Source organism: Bradyrhizobium sp. 27S5, from assembly GCF_037217225.1.
In the GTDB taxonomy this organism is placed as follows: Bacteria; Pseudomonadota; Alphaproteobacteria; order Rhizobiales; family Xanthobacteraceae; genus Bradyrhizobium; species Bradyrhizobium septentrionale.
On the sequence record NZ_CP147714.1, the window covers coordinates 4,335,516 to 4,350,459 of the forward strand.

General features: G+C 65.5%; 9 protein-coding genes and 1 pseudogene. 5 read left to right on the forward strand and 5 right to left on the reverse strand.

The window, feature by feature from the left end:
• The first annotated feature begins 66 nt into the window (after window positions 1–66).
• On the forward strand, window positions 67–852 hold the full coding sequence (locus tag WDM24_RS20075) for a DUF502 domain-containing protein (RefSeq protein WP_414645737.1): 786 nt from the start codon (window positions 67–69) through the stop codon (window positions 850–852).
• Between the two features lie 36 nt (window positions 853–888).
• Here WDM24_RS20075 and recG read toward each other — a convergent pair whose 3' ends face one another.
• Window positions 889–2,997, reverse strand: coding sequence for an ATP-dependent DNA helicase RecG (gene recG, locus WDM24_RS20080; RefSeq protein WP_338832198.1), 2,109 nt, complete (start codon window positions 2,995–2,997; stop codon window positions 889–891).
• A gap of 266 nt (window positions 2,998–3,263) precedes the next feature.
• Between recG and WDM24_RS20085 the strand changes: the two genes are divergently transcribed.
• The 3 genes from WDM24_RS20085 (at window position 3,264) to WDM24_RS20095 (ending at window position 8,457) form a co-directional block, all read left to right on the forward strand.
• Entirely contained in the window at window positions 3,264–3,554 is a 291-nt protein-coding gene (locus tag WDM24_RS20085; protein WP_166295633.1) for a succinate dehydrogenase assembly factor 2, read from the forward strand.
• Window positions 3,551–7,069, forward strand: coding sequence for a transcription-repair coupling factor (gene mfd / locus WDM24_RS20090; RefSeq protein ID WP_338832199.1), 3,519 nt, complete (start codon window positions 3,551–3,553; stop codon window positions 7,067–7,069). Before WDM24_RS20085 ends, mfd begins: the two co-directional genes overlap by 4 nt.
• 533 nt (window positions 7,070–7,602) lie before the next feature.
• The gene (locus WDM24_RS20095) at window positions 7,603–8,457 is read left to right on the forward strand and encodes a hypothetical protein (protein WP_338832200.1); all 855 of its coding nucleotides are present in this window, start codon (window positions 7,603–7,605) and stop codon (window positions 8,455–8,457) included.
• Between the two features lie 245 nt (window positions 8,458–8,702).
• On the opposite strand, the gene WDM24_RS20100 is transcribed toward WDM24_RS20095, so the two are convergent.
• The 3 genes and pseudogenes from WDM24_RS20100 to WDM24_RS20110 form a co-directional block, all read right to left on the reverse strand.
• Entirely contained in the window at window positions 8,703–9,929 is a 1,227-nt protein-coding gene (locus WDM24_RS20100) for a GGDEF domain-containing protein (protein ID WP_338832201.1), read from the reverse strand.
• Window positions 9,930–10,034: 105 nt separating this feature from the next.
• A pseudogene (locus WDM24_RS20105) lies at window positions 10,035–11,545 on the reverse strand (AMP-binding protein).
• 78 nt (window positions 11,546–11,623) lie between these two features.
• Window positions 11,624–13,360, reverse strand: a complete 1,737-nt coding sequence (locus tag WDM24_RS20110; RefSeq protein ID WP_338832416.1) for an extracellular solute-binding protein — start codon at window positions 13,358–13,360, stop codon at window positions 11,624–11,626.
• Between the two features lie 385 nt (window positions 13,361–13,745).
• On the opposite strand from WDM24_RS20110, the gene WDM24_RS20115 reads away from it, so the two are divergent.
• The gene (locus WDM24_RS20115) at window positions 13,746–14,594 is read left to right on the forward strand and encodes an invasion associated locus B family protein (RefSeq protein ID WP_338832202.1); all 849 of its coding nucleotides are present in this window, start codon (window positions 13,746–13,748) and stop codon (window positions 14,592–14,594) included.
• Window positions 14,595–14,610: 16 nt separating this feature from the next.
• Here WDM24_RS20115 and WDM24_RS20120 read toward each other — a convergent pair whose 3' ends face one another.
• Window positions 14,611–14,937: a hypothetical protein gene (locus WDM24_RS20120; RefSeq protein WP_338832203.1), complete on the reverse strand. Its 327-nt coding sequence runs from the start codon at window positions 14,935–14,937 to the stop codon at window positions 14,611–14,613.
• Between the last annotated feature and the right edge of the window lie 7 nt (window positions 14,938–14,944).

Here is a 14,944-nt window from a genome sequence, read left to right on the forward strand (position 1 = left end):
AGAATGGCTTAGCTGGGTGTTGGACTACGGCCGCTTCGACGCCGCTTCGACGACCTAGGAACCGCAATGACTTCCAACAAAGTGCCTCCCCCCGCGCCAGGTGACCTGCCCCCGGACGCTCCCCGAGGGCTGATGGCGCGGTTTCGCAACTATTTCCTGACCGGCCTGGTGGTGGCCGGTCCGATCGCGATCACCTTCTATCTGACCTGGTGGTTCGTGAACTGGGTCGACAATCTGGTCCGGCCGTTCGTGCCGACGGCCTACCGGCCGGAAACCTACCTACCGTTCGGGCTGCCCGGTTCCGGCCTGATCGTCGCCGTCATCGCGCTGACGCTGCTCGGCTTCCTCACCGCCAATCTGATCGGGCGAACCCTGGTCGATCTGGGCGAACGGCTGCTCGGGCGGATTCCGGCGGTGCGGGCGATCTATCGCGGCCTGAAGCAGGTGTTCGAGACGCTGTTCTCCGGCAACGGCTCGAGCTTCCGCCGCGTCGGCCTGGTCGAGTTTCCGTCGCCCGGCATGTGGTCGATCGTGCTGATCTCGCAGGCGCCGAACCCTGAACTTGCCGCCAGCCTGCCCGCAGAGGAAGAGCACATCTCGGTGTTCCTGCCCTGCGCGCCGAACCCGACCACCGGATTCTTCTTCTACGTGCCGAAGAGCAAGATCATCGAGATCGAGATGAGCACCGAGGATGCCGCGACGCTGATCATGTCGTGCGGCGTGGTGCAGCCCGGCGGCGCCAACGATCAGAAGCGCGCCGCGGCGCTCGCCGGCATGGCCAATGCCGCGCGCATCGCCAACCAGGCCTCGCTGCAGCCGGCCACACAGCCCGCACCGGCGAAGGTGGAGTAGGACCCCTCCGCTCTTTCGACGTCATTGCGAGGAGCTTCATCCCGCGCCGATCAGCGGCACGGCCTCGTCGCGTTCGTAGAGATAGAGCAGGGCGCGCAGCGCCTCGCCGCGCTCGCCCTTCAGCTTCGGATTGTCCTTCATGATCCGCAGCGCCTCGTCGCGGGCCTGGGTGATCAGCTGGCCGTGCACCTCGGAGCGCGCAATGCGGTAGCCGGGCAGGCCGCTCTGGCGGATCCCGAGCACGTCGCCTTCGCCGCGCAGCTTCAGATCCTCCTCGGCGATCCGGAATCCGTCGGTGGTCTCGCGGATCACTTTCAGCCGCGCCTTCGACATCTCGCCGAGCGGCTCCTTGTAGAGCAACAGGCAGGTCGAGGCCTCCGAGCCGCGGCCGATGCGGCCGCGCAGCTGATGCAGTTGCGCCAGACCAAAACGTTCGGCGTTCTCGATCACCATGATGGTCGCGGCTGGGACGTCGACGCCGACCTCGACGACGGTCGTTGCGACCAGGAGGCTGATCTCGTGCGCGGCGAACTGCGCCATCACGCGATCCTTGTCGGTGCCCTTCATCTGGCCGTGCACGAGGCCGACGCGATCGCCGAACCGCTTTTGCAAGCTCTCGAAACGCTCGGTCGCGTTGGTGAGGTGCTCGGTGCCTTCGGCCTCCGATTCATCGACCAGCGGGCAGATCCAGTAGACCAGCTTGCCGGCGCCAAGCGCGCGGCCGACGCCGTCCATCACATCCTCGATCCGGCTCATCGGCACCGCGCGGGTGTCGATCGGCTGGCGGCCGGCCGGCTTTTCGCGCAGCTCCGAGACGTCCATGTCGCCAAAATATGTCAGCACCAGCGTGCGCGGGATCGGGGTCGCGCTCAGCACCAGCACGTCGACGGCCTCGCCCTTGGAGGTCAGAGCAAGCCGCTCGCGCACGCCAAAACGATGCTGCTCATCGACCACGGCAAGTGCCAGCGCCTTGTAGATCACATCGTCCTGGATCAGCGCATGGGTGCCGACCAGCAGATCGATCTCGCCGGCTTCGAGCCGCTCCAAGAGCTCGCGGCGCTCCTTGCCCTTCTCGCGGCCGGTGAGGATCGTAACCCGCATGCCGGCGCGTTCGGCGAGCGGCGCGATGGTCTTGATGTGCTGGCGCGCCAGAATTTCGGTCGGCGCCATCAGTGCGGCCTGCTTGCCGGCTTCCGCGACGGCGGCGGCGGCAAGCAGCGCCACCACGGTCTTGCCGGAACCGACGTCGCCCTGCACGAGGCGCAGCATCCGCACCGGCTGTTGCAGGTCTGCGATGATCGCGGCCACCGCCTCCTGCTGCGACTTGGTCAGCGCATAGGGCAGGGCATCGATGATCCTCTTGCGCAGATGGCCATCGCCGGCATTGCGGACGCCGGCGGGGCGGCGCAGCGTGGCGCGGATCAGCGCCAGCGCAAGCTGACCGGCCAGCAGTTCGTCGAAGGCGAGCCGCGACCAGAACGGGCCGTCGGGCAGGATGTCGGTCAGCTCGACCGGGACATGGACGCGGGTCAGCGCCTCCCGGATCGGCGGGAAACTGCAGCGGCGCAGCACCTCGGGACTGATCCATTCCGGCAGATCCGGCAGCCTGGTCAGCGCCTGTGCGATGGCGCGGCGAAGCGAGCCGATCGCAAGCCCCTCGGTCAGCGGATAAACCGGGTCGATGCCCGACAGTTTTGCAAAGCCGGCTTCGTCGACGACGCGATCGGGATGCACGATCTGCGGGATGCCGTCATACATCGCAAGCGTGCCGGACACGTAACGCTTCTCGCCGACCGGCAGCAGTTTTTCGACATAGCCGGGCTGGGCGCGGAAGAAGGTCAGCACGACGTCGCCGGTGTCGTCGCTGGCATAGACGAGATAGGGCGCGCGCGCATTGCGCGGCGGCGGCGGGCGATGGCGGTCGACGGTGACCTCCAGCGTGACCATGGTTCCGACCGCAGCGTCGCGGATCTTCGGCCGCGCGCGGCGATCGATCACGCTCGCCGGCAGATGCAGCAGGAGGTCGACCAGCCGCGGCGTCTCGCTGCGGTCGAGCAGATAGCGCAGCAGCTTGTCCTGCTTCGGGCCGACACCCTGGAGGGTCGTGACCTGGGCAAACAGCGGATTGAGCAGGGCGGGGCGCATCGCGAGAATCTAAGTCCGTTTCACTCCGTCATGCCCGGCCTTGTGCCGGGCATCCACGTCTTTTTTAGGCGAGCATAGACGGCCGGGTCCCGTCTACGCCAAGAGCCACGCCAAGGCTTCGACGGGCGCACAAGCCCGGCAATGACGGCATTCCCCCCAAGCAACCCCCAAAAGCGACGGATGAGGGCTGACATCGGCCGTCGCCGTCGCTATATCAAGGCCCGCCCGGCACGTCCGGGCTTTTGGCGTTCGATGGATTTTGGGACATGACGGGATCGACACGATCGAGCAACGGGCTCGATGACCGCCGCAAGCGGCTTTTGTTTCGCTGCTGGCATCGCGGCACCCGGGAGATGGACCTGATCCTCGGCCGCTTTGCCGACGCGACCATTGCGGATCTGTCGGATCAGGAGATCGGCGAGCTCGAGCACCTGATCGAGGTGCCGGATCCCGACCTCTATGCCGCGCTGACCGGCGACAGGGTGCTGCCGGCCGAATACGCGACCGCGCTGTTTGCCCGCATCAAGGCGTTCCGGGTGGCGGATCACGGCGCATGAAACAGCCGATGAAATCTCCGGCCGCGATGCTCGCGGCGGGCCGGGTGCTGACCATCGCCAATGTCGCCGAGGGCGCCGAGGGGCTCGTCATCTCGGATCTGGCGCGCGCCATCGCCGCGCAGCCGAAGCGGCCGGCGGTCAGCCTCGCCGTGGTGTGCCGCGACGGCGCGCGGATGCAGCAGCTCGCCCGCGCGCTTGAGTTCTTCGCGCCCGATATCGCGGTGATGCAGGTTCCGGCCTGGGACTGCCAGCCCTATGACCGCGTCTCGCCGCATTCCGGCATTCTGGCGCAACGCCTGACCGCGCTGGCAAAGCTGTCGCGGCTGGTGGGCAGCGACAAGCCGCTGATCGTGCTGACCACCGTGAACGCGGCCGTGCAGCGGGTGCCGGCGCGCGGGCTGGTCGCAGCCCAAGCGCTGTCGGTTGCGCCGGGCAATGTCGTGCCGATGGACTCGGTCGTGGCCTGGCTCGAGCACAATGGCTACACCCGCTCGTCCACGGTGCGCGAACCCGGCGAATACGCCGTGCGCGGCGGCATCCTCGACCTGTTTCCGGCCGGCCTCGACCAGCCTGTGCGATTCGACTTCTTCGGCGATAGCCTGGAATCGATCCGCACCTTCGATGCCGAGACCCAGCGCACGCTGCTCGACATGCGCGGGCTCGACCTCGTGCCGGTCTCGGAATTCCAGCTCACGACCGAAACCATCCGCCGTTTCCGCATGGGATACGTCGCAGCGTTCGGCGCGCCGGAGCGCGACGACCAGCTCTATGAGGCGGTCTCGGAAGGACGCCGCCATCCCGGCATGGAGCACTGGCTGCCGCTGTTCCAGGAGCGGATGGACACACTGTTCGACTATCTCGACGGCGCCGCAATCGCGATTGAGCCGCAGGCCGAGGACGCCGCGCGCGAGCGCTTCACGCAAATCGCCGACTATTACGAGGCGCGGCGCGAGGCGCTGGAGCATCCGGGCAGTGGCGCGATCTACAAGCCGCTGCCGCCGGACCAGCTCTATCTGACCGAGGCCGAATGGACCAAACTGCTCGGCGAGGCGCCGCTGGCGCGGCTGACGCCGTTTGCGGTGCCCGAAGGCTCGCCCGACATGTTCGACGCCGGCGCGCGGCAGGGCCGCAATTTCGCGCCGGAGCGCGCCGACGGCAACGTCAACGTGTTCGAGGCCGTGGTCGGCCATGTCGGCGCGCTGCAGTCGCAGCGCAAGAAGGTCATCATCGCGCTGTGGAGCGAAGGCTCGCGCGACCGCATGGGCGCGATGCTGCGCGACCACAAGCTGCTCAACACGACCAGCGTCAATACCTGGCGGATCGTGCAGGCGACGCCGCGCAACGAGACCATGCTGGCCGTGCTCGGCATGGAGTCCGGCTTCGAGACCGACGAATTCGCCGTCATCAGCGAGCAGGACATTCTCGGCGACCGCCTGGTGCGGCCGCGCAAGGCGAGCCGCAAGCTCGACAATTTCATCTCGGAGGTGACGAGCCTGGCGACCGGCGATCTGGTCGTGCATGTCGAGCACGGCATCGGCCGCTTCGTCGGGCTGCAGACGCTGGAAGTCTCCGGCGCGCCGCATGACTGCCTCGAGCTGCACTACGCGGCGGAGACAAAGCTGTTCCTGCCGGTCGAGAACATCGAGCTGCTGTCGCGCTACGGCTCCGACAGCGCCAATGTCGAGCTCGACCGTCTCGGCGGCGGCGGCTGGCAGGCGCGCAAGGCGAAGCTGAAGAACCGCATCCGCGAGATCGCGGGCGAGCTGATCAAGATCGCCGCCGAGCGCCAGCTGCACGAGGCGCCGAAATTCCCGCTGCAGCCGCATGTCTATGACGAGTTCTGCGCGCGTTTCCCCTATGAGGAGACCGAGGATCAGCTTGGGGCTATCACCTCGACCTTGAAGGACCTCGAAATCGGCCGTCCAATGGACCGGCTGATCTGCGGCGACGTCGGCTTCGGCAAGACCGAGGTGGCGCTGCGCGCGGCATTCGCCGTGGCGCTGGAGGGCAAGCAGGTTGCGGTCGTGGTTCCGACCACGCTGCTGGCGCGTCAGCACTCGAGGACCTTCACCGAGCGCTTCCGCGGCTTCCCGGTCAACATCGCGCAGGCCTCGCGGCTGGTGTCGACCAAGGAGCTGAACCAGGTCAAGAAGGGCCTCACCGATGGCCAGGTCGACATCGTGGTCGGCACCCACGCGCTGCTCGGCAAGGCCATCAAGTTCAAGGACCTCGGCCTGTTGATCGTCGACGAGGAGCAGCACTTTGGCGTCAGCCACAAGGAGCGGCTGAAGCAGCTCCGCGCCCAGGTCCACGTGCTGACGCTGTCGGCAACCCCGATCCCGCGCACGCTTCAATTGGCTTTGACCGGTGTCCGCGAACTCTCGATCATTGCCTCGCCGCCGGTCGATCGACTCGCGGTGCGCACCTTCGTCGCGCCGCACGATCCCCTGATGATCCGCGAGGCGCTGCTGCGCGAACGCTATCGCGGCGGGCAGGCATTCTATGTCGTGCCGCGGATCGAGGACCTCCCCGGCGTCAAGGACTTCCTCGACAAGAACGTGCCGGAGATGAAGGTTGCGGTCGCCCACGGCCAGATGCCGCCGACCGTGATCGAGGACATCATGTCGGCGTTCTACGACGGCAAATACGACATCCTGCTGTCGACCACGATCGTCGAGTCCGGCCTCGACATCCCGAACGCCAACACGCTGATCGTGCATCGCGCCGACATGTTCGGCCTGGCCCAGCTCTACCAGCTGCGCGGCCGCGTCGGCCGCTCGAAGCTGCGCGCCTATGCGCTGTTCACCTTGCCGGCGCAGCAGAAGATCACGGCGCAGGCCGAGCGTCGGCTCAAGGTGCTGCAGTCGCTGGAGACGTTGGGCGCCGGCTTCCAGCTCGCCTCGCACGACCTCGACATCCGCGGCGCCGGCAATCTGTTGGGCGAGGAGCAATCCGGCCACATCAAGGAAGTCGGCTTCGAGCTGTACCAGTCGATGCTGGAGGAAGCGATCGTCAACCTCAAGGCCGGCGTCGCCGAGCCCGCCGCCGACCGCTGGTCGCCGCAGATCACGATCGGCATGCCGGTCCTGATCCCCGAGGACTATGTCAACGATCTCAGCGTGCGGCTATCGCTCTATCGCCGGCTGGCCGATCTCGAGACCGACGAGGAGATCGACAATTTCGCCGCCGAGATGCGCGACCGCTTCGGCGTGCTGCCCGACGAGGTGCGCTATCTGTTCAAGGTCGCCGCGATCAAGGCCTATTGCCGCCGGGCCAATGTCGGGAAGGTCGACGCCGGGCCGAAGGGCGCGGTGATCGCGTTCCGCGACAACAGCTTTGCCCATCCGGAACGGCTGGTAAGCTTCATCCGCCAGCACGGCCAGGCCGCCAAGGTGCGGCCCGACATGAAGGTGGTGTTCTTCCAGGAATGGGAGACGCCGGAAGAGCGGCTCGCCGGCACCACCGAGATCCTGCGCCAGCTTGCCAATCTCGCCGAGAGCAAGAAGGCGGCGTAGGGGACGCTCCCTTGGAAGGGTAGAGCGAAGGGGCCCGAAAGAGCGCGAAGCGTTGGTATGAAGAGGTCTCCGCACTCTTGCCTTAAGAGCGCGGAAACTCCTCGAAGTGGTTGATTTGCTTGTTGTCGGTTTGACGGCTTTGCGCCGACAATTGACTGGCGAACGGACACGCGAATCATGTCGCGCAAAGAATCCGCTGAACGGCCAGAGTCTTACTTACATAATTGTGCGCCGGGAGGGGTTCAGCGCTCTCGCGCATAGAGCGCGTATGCCCTCAGAATTCGCTAACTGATTGAAAGATAACTAGCTTTAATTTTCTCTAACTGAGGGTTGTCGCGAATTCGTCGAAAGCGGTCAATCGGATCGCTCAATCCGAGCAGCAACGAACGGAGCAATTTCGTGCGCAATCCACAGCGGCTCGATATACGGTTTTTAGGCACCCAAGTTCGCGCAGAAGGTGTGCTCGGGATATTTGGTACAGTGATCATCATCGGCGTACTTTTATCGGTGTACGTCGGCCATTGGTGGTTCTGATGTCGTATACGCTGAGTGACCTGATCAATTTGTATCGGATCGATCCGCAATCTCCTTTTTTGGAACTCAGCCACGGCGTTCGAGTAAAGCACGACCGTCTATTGTCGCGCATCATGCGTGACTATGGCTCGCGTTCGCTTCGAGGGATTCAAGCGCGCGATTTGTTGGCTTGGCACAGCGGTTGGGCCGCGAACGGCAAGATCGAAATTGCTCACTCGCTAATCAGCCGGATTCGAGTGCTCGCGCGGTTTGGCGCGACTGCACTCGAAGATCGCGACTGCCGTCGCCTCTTGCATAGCCTCGGCGAATTGCGCTTCGAACGATCGCCATCCCGAAAGCGTCAAATGTCGGCGGATCAGGCAGAGCAAATAAGAAACATAGCGCGTGATTGGTTCGGCTGGCCTTCAATTGCGATGGCGCAAGCATTGCAGTTCGAACTGCGGATGACTCAGAAAGAGGTCATAGGAGAATGGATACCGGGAGAAGAGGGGGAGCCATCCGACTTGACGCGCAGAACTGAACAAGGGGAATTGAAATGGGTGGCGGGACTTCAATGGTCTAGCTTGGATGATGATTTCGTTTTGCGCCTTAGTGGCAAGCGGACGGTTGAGGTTGATATCAAACGGACGGTGATGGTGATGGAGGAGTTAGCATTCTATGCTGACAAACCCGTTGCATATCTGACGCGCGCCGATCTTCCTTCGAAAGGGCCGATGATTATGAACGAAATAACGGCACGGCCATTCTCCACCGCAGAATTTCGACGAAAATGGCGTCTCGTCGCTAATCGTGCCGCCATTCCCAAGCACGTCAAAAATATGGATAGTGGGAAATCCTCTCGATCGAGCCCATGAGCGTCGAATGTGCCTGAGTAGAACGGCACAGGCACGTCCAACTCTTTAGCTGATGCTCACCGCCAACACATTGTATCGCGGCGATGTGTTGACACCCTGCGTTTCGTCCACAGCACGCCAGTATCCAAGCCTCGCTTCAATCAGCGGCTCGATTCGCTAGGCTCGTTGCGGCTGCGTCGTTGCCGCCACCGAGCACGAACACGCCGTCCTGCCAGTGCAGCCCAATATCTTCACTGACCACAAAATTACGACGCCGCCCGCTCCGGCGTCCCGAACAGACGCCCGAGCAGCGACATCGCGGAATCGGTCGGCAGCAGCGTTGCGACGCTGACGGCCGGCTCGGATCTGACGTCGCGGCGGCCGTTCTGGGTGTGGCGCATCACGCTCGCCAATCGCCGCGTGATCGCCTGCGCGTTGCGCAGGTCCGTGCCGGCGAACGCCACCACGATCGAGCGGTCGTCATGCACCGCGCCGAAATCGGTCTGGCGCATCAGCCGGCTGATGATCCGCGCGCCGTCGAATTGCGCGCGGGGCTGCGCGTTGTCGAAGGTGAACCGTGCCACCGAAAGCGCGCCGCCGCGCTCGGCGGTCTGGTAGACGGCGGTCGCAAAATCGCGTTCGAACGCGGCCTTGGTGAGCAGGCCGGTGCGGGCGTCGATCAGGCCTTTGGCGTCGATCGCGCGCAGCATGCGGCCGAGCCGCGCCTCGAAGGCGTGCTGCCGGATCATCGGCAACACCATGTCGGCGACGCGCGTCGGCCCGGCCGTGACGATCTCGAGATTAGGCAGTTCGTAGCGCGGCGTAAGTTCGGCCGAGGCGACGATCACAGGCAGCGGACGAAAGCGGACGTCCTCGGTCAAGACCGTCAGGAAGGCATCCATCACGCGCGGTGTGAAGCCTTCGGCCAGCACGATGCCATCGATATCGCGGTTGCTGAGATGCTTGGCCGCGGCCTCGATACTGAGCGCCCCGACCACGCCGGCGCGTTCGCCGAGCGCAACCGACAGCGTCGGGTAGGCGCCGCCGCGGCCGATCAACAGCGCGGTGGCTTCCCCGACCGGATCGATATCCGTGAGTGCGACCGGGGTCGGCGGAACCAGGCGGCGCATCACCGTCGCATGCAGCGCGCGTACGCGCAGGCTGGCGTTGAGCCGGGCGGTCAGGCGATCCGGCAGGCCCGGCTTCTGGAAGAATGCGATCGCGGTGTCGGGCAGGGTGGTCGCGGGATCGACCGCGATCAGCGGCAGATAAGGCGCGCGGGCGGCGGCGCGCCTGGCGAGGCCAGACAGGGTGACGAAATCGACGCCCTCGGCGGCCGCGATGATCGCTGCCGGCTTGACCTGCTCGATGGCCCGTCCGGCGTCGCTCCAGTCGGTGACCACGACCGGGAACAGCTTGGTCTCATCGAGGACCGCGGCAAACGGCGGCCTGGCTGCCGCCGATACGATCAGGACCGGACCTTGTTGGGACATTCGAACGCTCGAAACCAATGCAGAGTTCAGCAACGGCTTCGATGCTAGTTCGCATGGCTTAATGCGGCGTCAACACAATGATAAGACTAACGCAATGATAAGATTTTAACCCAGTCCAGCGCCGCCGCGGTCGCGAAATGCCTCGACCATCAAGGGGTTAAGGCCAAGTTCTGCGAGCGCGTCGCGGGCCCGTGCATTGTCCTGCGCACGTCCTGCGAGCCGGTGGCCGCTGAGGCGGTCGGGCAGCGCCGTCAGCAGTGCGCCCTGGCCGAGGCGGCGCGACCATTCCTGCAGCTCCTGCGCAAGGAAGCGGTAGCCGCCGACCGTCATCACCCCCGACGGCGGGGCAGTGATGTTGATGGCGCCGGTCACGCGATCGACCCGCGCGGCATATTCCGTATCGACATAATCGCGCGGCGGCGGCGCGATCAGGGTGTCGCCCGGCGGAGGCGGCGGCGCATAGGCCGCGACCGGCACCATCGGGCCGCGCAGGCCGAGCGTGCCCTTCGGCGTCAGCAGGATCTCGCCGGCGATCGATGCGCCGGGAGCTTCACGCGGCGCGCTGTGCGGACCGGGCTTGATCTGGGCCGGCGAGCCGTCCTCGGCGGTGCGGCGGGCGCCGAACAGCCCGGCCTCGCCGAACAGGTAGACGTCGGTCATGGTCACGCGCCGCGAGGTCCAGTGCGCGCTAGAGGCAACCTGTTCCGGCGTGCGCCAGAGCCCGATCACGTTGCGCAGGGTGGGCAGGCGCTCCGACAAGCCGCGCTCGTCGAGCCGCAGCGCGAGTTGCGCAGGCGCGATCAGCGTGTCGCAGCCGTGGTCGTTGAACTGGGTCTCGAACGCCTCATCGTCGAACGGGTGATGCAGCACGAGCGTGCCGCCCGACACGAGCCAGGCCACCAGCGACGAGCAGACGCCGGCAAACGACATCGGCGCAAACGCCGACATGATGGTGGCGCCCTGCGCCAGGTCGCTCTCCAGCGACATCGCAAGCCCGCCGGCGATCAGTCCGAAATGGGCGCGCGGTACCGGACGAGGCCCTTCGCTGGTGACGTCGAAGGAGATCAGCGCCGGCTTGCGGCCGTCCTGAAGCATCGGCCGCGAGGTCCGCGAGTCCTGCAGGATCGCCTGGTCGAGCGACGCCATGCCTTCGGGCAGATCGGTGCCGAAGCCGCAGACATGGCGGATCGAGAAGGCCTCCGCCGCGGCGTTCATCGCGATGTCGGCATAGGAGACGCCGTCGATCCTGCCGCAGGTGACGATTGCCCGCGCCGCGGTGCGGTTGAGAGCGGATATCAGCTCGGCCTGCCGCCACAACAGCGGCAGCGGCACACCACGAGGCCGACCCGATAGGCGGCCAGCACCGTCAGGGCGAACTCGACCGTGGAAGGCATCTGGACTGCGATCACGGTGTTGGCCGGCAATCCGTTCTCGACGAAGTGGGCTGCGATCGCCGAGATCGCGCGGTCGGCCTGGGCATAGGTCAGGCGCTTGCGGGTCTGTCCGGTGATGCGCTGCTTGTTGAGCGGGTCGACCAGCGCCAACGCGTCGGGCTGCCGCGCCAAGGTGCGCTTGAACAGGGTATCGAGCGTTGGCGAGGTGATCGACTGGTTCACGGGTTCAACGTCGGTTGCATCGCTTCGATCGGACCAGGTCATGCCGCGTCGGGTGGTATCGCATTACGTCACGTGACATCACTTGGGTTGCGCGCTGGGCCTCTCCCACCAGGTCTCCGGCAGGTAGCCGGTCAACGCCGTGGTCGAAGGCCGTTCTATCCGATTCCAGCGCGCGATCCATTGCTCTCCCGAGTTAAATAGGGGGATAGCGTAGAAGCCCGACATCAAGGCCCGGTCCAGCGCACGCACCGCCGAGACGAAGGCCGGCTGCTCCCGCGCCGCCAGCAGCGCCTCGATCATGGCGTCGATCGCCGGATCCTTGACGCCCATGTAGTTTCTCGTGCCCGGCACGTCGGCGGCCTGGCTGCCCCAGTAGAACCACTGCTCGTTGCCCGGCGACAGCGACTGGTCCCAGCGGATGGGGATCATGTCGAAATCGTAGGCGACCCTGCGCTGCTCGAACTGCACGGCGTCGACCACCCGCACCGCGGCGTCGATGCCGGCGCGCTTGAGGTCGCGCTGGTAGGCGAGGGCGATCCGCTCGTGCTCGCGGGTCGTGACCAGGATCTCGATCTGGAGCGGCGTCCCGGTCGAGCGCTGCTTCAACACCGTGCCGTCGAGCGCGTAGCCCGCGTCGGATAGCAGCGCGAGCGCATTGCGGAGAACATTGCGGTCGCGTCCTGAACCGTCCGTGACCGGCAGGCGGTAGCGGCCATCGAGGATGCCAGGCTGGATATGCGACGCATACGGCTTCAGGAGCTCGCGCTCGCGCGCGTCGGCGGGGCGCTCATAGGCTGACAATTCCGATCCGGCAAAGTAGCCGCCCGCGCGCGAATAGAGCTCGAAATAATAGTTGCGATTGACCCATTCGAAGTCGAACAGCAGCGCCAGGGCCTGACGCACTCTGGCGTCGGCAAATTTCGGCCGCCGGCTGTTGAACACCAGATATTCGGATGGCCGCGGCGTACCGATCTTGATGGTATCGCGGAGCACTTCGCCCTTCTTCACCGCCGGGAAGTCGTAGCCGTCGTGCCAGCGCAGCGGTTCGGGCTCGGTGCGGAAGTCATAGAGGCCGCGCTTGAACGCCTCGAACTGGCTGTTGGCGTCGCGGTAGTAATCGAGCCGGATCTCGTCGAAATTCCACATGCCGCGGTTGACCGGCAGCTCGCGCCCCCAATAGTCGGGATTGCGGGTGAAGGTCACGCTGGCGCCGGGCCTGACCGCCGTCACACGGTACGGGCCGGAGCCGATCGGCGGCGCGAAGGTCGTCTCCTCAAATTTGGCAACGTCGGTGGCATGGCGCGGCAGGATCGGCATCAGGCCGAGGATCAGCGGCAATTCGCGATCCGAGACGCCGCCAAAATCGAATCGCACCGTGAGCGGGTCGAGCACCTCGGCCTTTGCAACTTTCGAATAATACTGGTGATGCAGCGGCCGGCCGCGATCGCGGAGCAGCGTCAGCGAGAACACCACGTCGTCTGCGGTGACCGGTTGTCCGTCGGAGAAGCGCGCGCGCGAATCGATATGGAAGGTGACGTAGCTCCTGTTGTCGTCGGTCTCGACGCTGCGGGCGAGCAGGCCGTACAGGGTGAACGGCTCGTCATTGTTCCGCACCATCAGGCTTTCGTAGACATAGCCGCGCTCATAGGCGTAGCCCCTGAGCTGCTGCACGGCGAGCCCCCTGACAATCAGCGGATTGAGGCTGTCGAAAGTGCCGTCCCGGGGGCTCAGCACGAGCCGGCCGCCCTTGGGGGCGTCGGGATTGGCATAGGGCAAATGGGTGAAGTCCGGCGGCAGCGCCGGGGCGCCATGCATCGCGATCGCATGGCTCTCGGCCGCTGGCGCAGGGGCAAGCCCGGTCGTCAGGAATGCCAGCACGAATGCCGAGGCGAGCCGGAGTGCGGCCGACGCGGCGCGCCCCACACGCCCGGGAACGCGTCTGTGAGGCGCCGGTTTTGATTCGCGAAACGTCACGTCCCAAGGTTTATCACAGGCTGCTGAAACCCGCCGTGACAAGCGCGCAAATGCGGTTGTCGGCATTGATCTTTCCGTGCGCCGCTGTATTGAAGGCGTGCAATTGGATGGGCGGGAACGCCAGTCACGTATCCGCCTCAATTGACTAGGAGACAGCCGCCCAAACGGCTATGTGTCGGCGCCTGCAGCGGTTTCGGGCGCTGCCGTTCAGAAAGGGTTTTCCGCAATGAATTTCCGTATCTTGGCCGCCCCGGTCCGGCCGCATGGGCGAATTGTCGCCCTGATGGCGGCGACGGCTCTGTCTGCAGCGCTCCTGGTTCCTGCCGCTCGGGCCCAGCAGCCGGCAGCGCCGGCGCCCGCGCCTACGGCACCGAAGGCAGCGCCCAAGGCGGCACCCAAGGCAGCTCCGAAGGCGCCGGCTCCGGCAGCCCAGGCGCCGGCCCAACAAGCACCGGCCGCCGGTCAGCCGCCCGCTGCGGCCGCCCAGCAGCCGCCCCAGGACCAGCAGATCCAGCTGATCTACGCCCCCTGGACCAAGTTCTGCCTGAAGGGCCAGGAAGCCAACGCCAAGCAGGTGTGCTTCACCGGCAAGGACGGCCGCATCGAGTCCGGCCAGCCGGTGATCGCCGCCGTGATCATCGAGCCGGAAGGCGAGCCGAAGAAGATCCTGCGCGTCACGCTGCCGCTCGGCATGCAGCTCGTTCACGGCACCCGTATCATCGTCGACGGCAACCCGCCGCAGCAGGCGCCCTATGTGATCTGCTTCCAGAACGGCTGCATGTCCGACTATGAGGCAACGCCCGAGCTGATCGCCAACATGAAGAAGGGCCAGAACCTCGTGGTCCAGGCGATCAATTCGAACGGCGCGCCGCTGACGCTGCCGCTGCCGCTCAACACCGAATTCGCCAAGGCCTATGACGGCCCGCCGACCGATCCGAAGGTGTTCGAGGAAAACTCGAAGAAGCTGCAGGAAGAGTTGCAGAAGCGCGCCGAAGAGCAGCGCAAGAAGCTGGAAGGCGCGGGCGGTGGCGGCGCTACGCCGGCTCCGGCGCCGGCCAACCCGGCTTCCAAGTAAAAATACTGTCAAGCATTCAAAACAACGCGAGACCAGCAAAGGGCGCCCGGAAGGGCGCCTTTTTTGTCATGCGATACAGACTGGCTGATGGCAGCCTGCCGCGCTGGTTGTCGTGCACATCGTGTGCGATGTTCGTTGCAGGCACTTCGATTGCGCCGAGCTGCGAGCGCGCATCGTCGGTGTCTTGTCCGGACAATTCGGGCGTCAAAGCACAATCATAAATCCGATACGGGAGGCCAGACGAAAGCGCGGACAACGCGCCTTCGACGCGCAAGCACGCGCGTGTGGTTCCGCGAACCCTGGCTGCCGTGCGGACAAGTGATGACGCGAGACGATCGGACATCCGTCGT

Coding starts and splice junctions, on each gene's coding strand:
- mfd (WP_338832199.1), top strand. CDS start 3,551: ATGAAACAGCCGATGAAATCTCCGGCCGCGATGCTCGCGGCGGGCCGG.
- WDM24_RS20085 (WP_166295633.1), top strand. CDS start 3,264: ATGACGGGATCGACACGATCGAGCAACGGGCTCGATGACCGCCGCAAG.
- WDM24_RS20075 (WP_414645737.1), top strand. CDS start 67: ATGACTTCCAACAAAGTGCCTCCCCCCGCGCCAGGTGACCTGCCCCCG.
- WDM24_RS20095 (WP_338832200.1), top strand. CDS start 7,603: ATGTCGTATACGCTGAGTGACCTGATCAATTTGTATCGGATCGATCCG.
- recG (WP_338832198.1), bottom strand. CDS start 2,997: ATGCGCCCCGCCCTGCTCAATCCGCTGTTTGCCCAGGTCACGACCCTC.
- WDM24_RS20110 (WP_338832416.1), bottom strand. CDS start 13,360: ATGCATGGCGCCCCGGCGCTGCCGCCGGACTTCACCCATTTGCCCTAT.
- WDM24_RS20100 (WP_338832201.1), bottom strand. CDS start 9,929: ATGTCCCAACAAGGTCCGGTCCTGATCGTATCGGCGGCAGCCAGGCCG.
- WDM24_RS20120 (WP_338832203.1), bottom strand. CDS start 14,937: ATGTCCGATCGTCTCGCGTCATCACTTGTCCGCACGGCAGCCAGGGTT.
- WDM24_RS20115 (WP_338832202.1), top strand. CDS start 13,746: ATGAATTTCCGTATCTTGGCCGCCCCGGTCCGGCCGCATGGGCGAATT.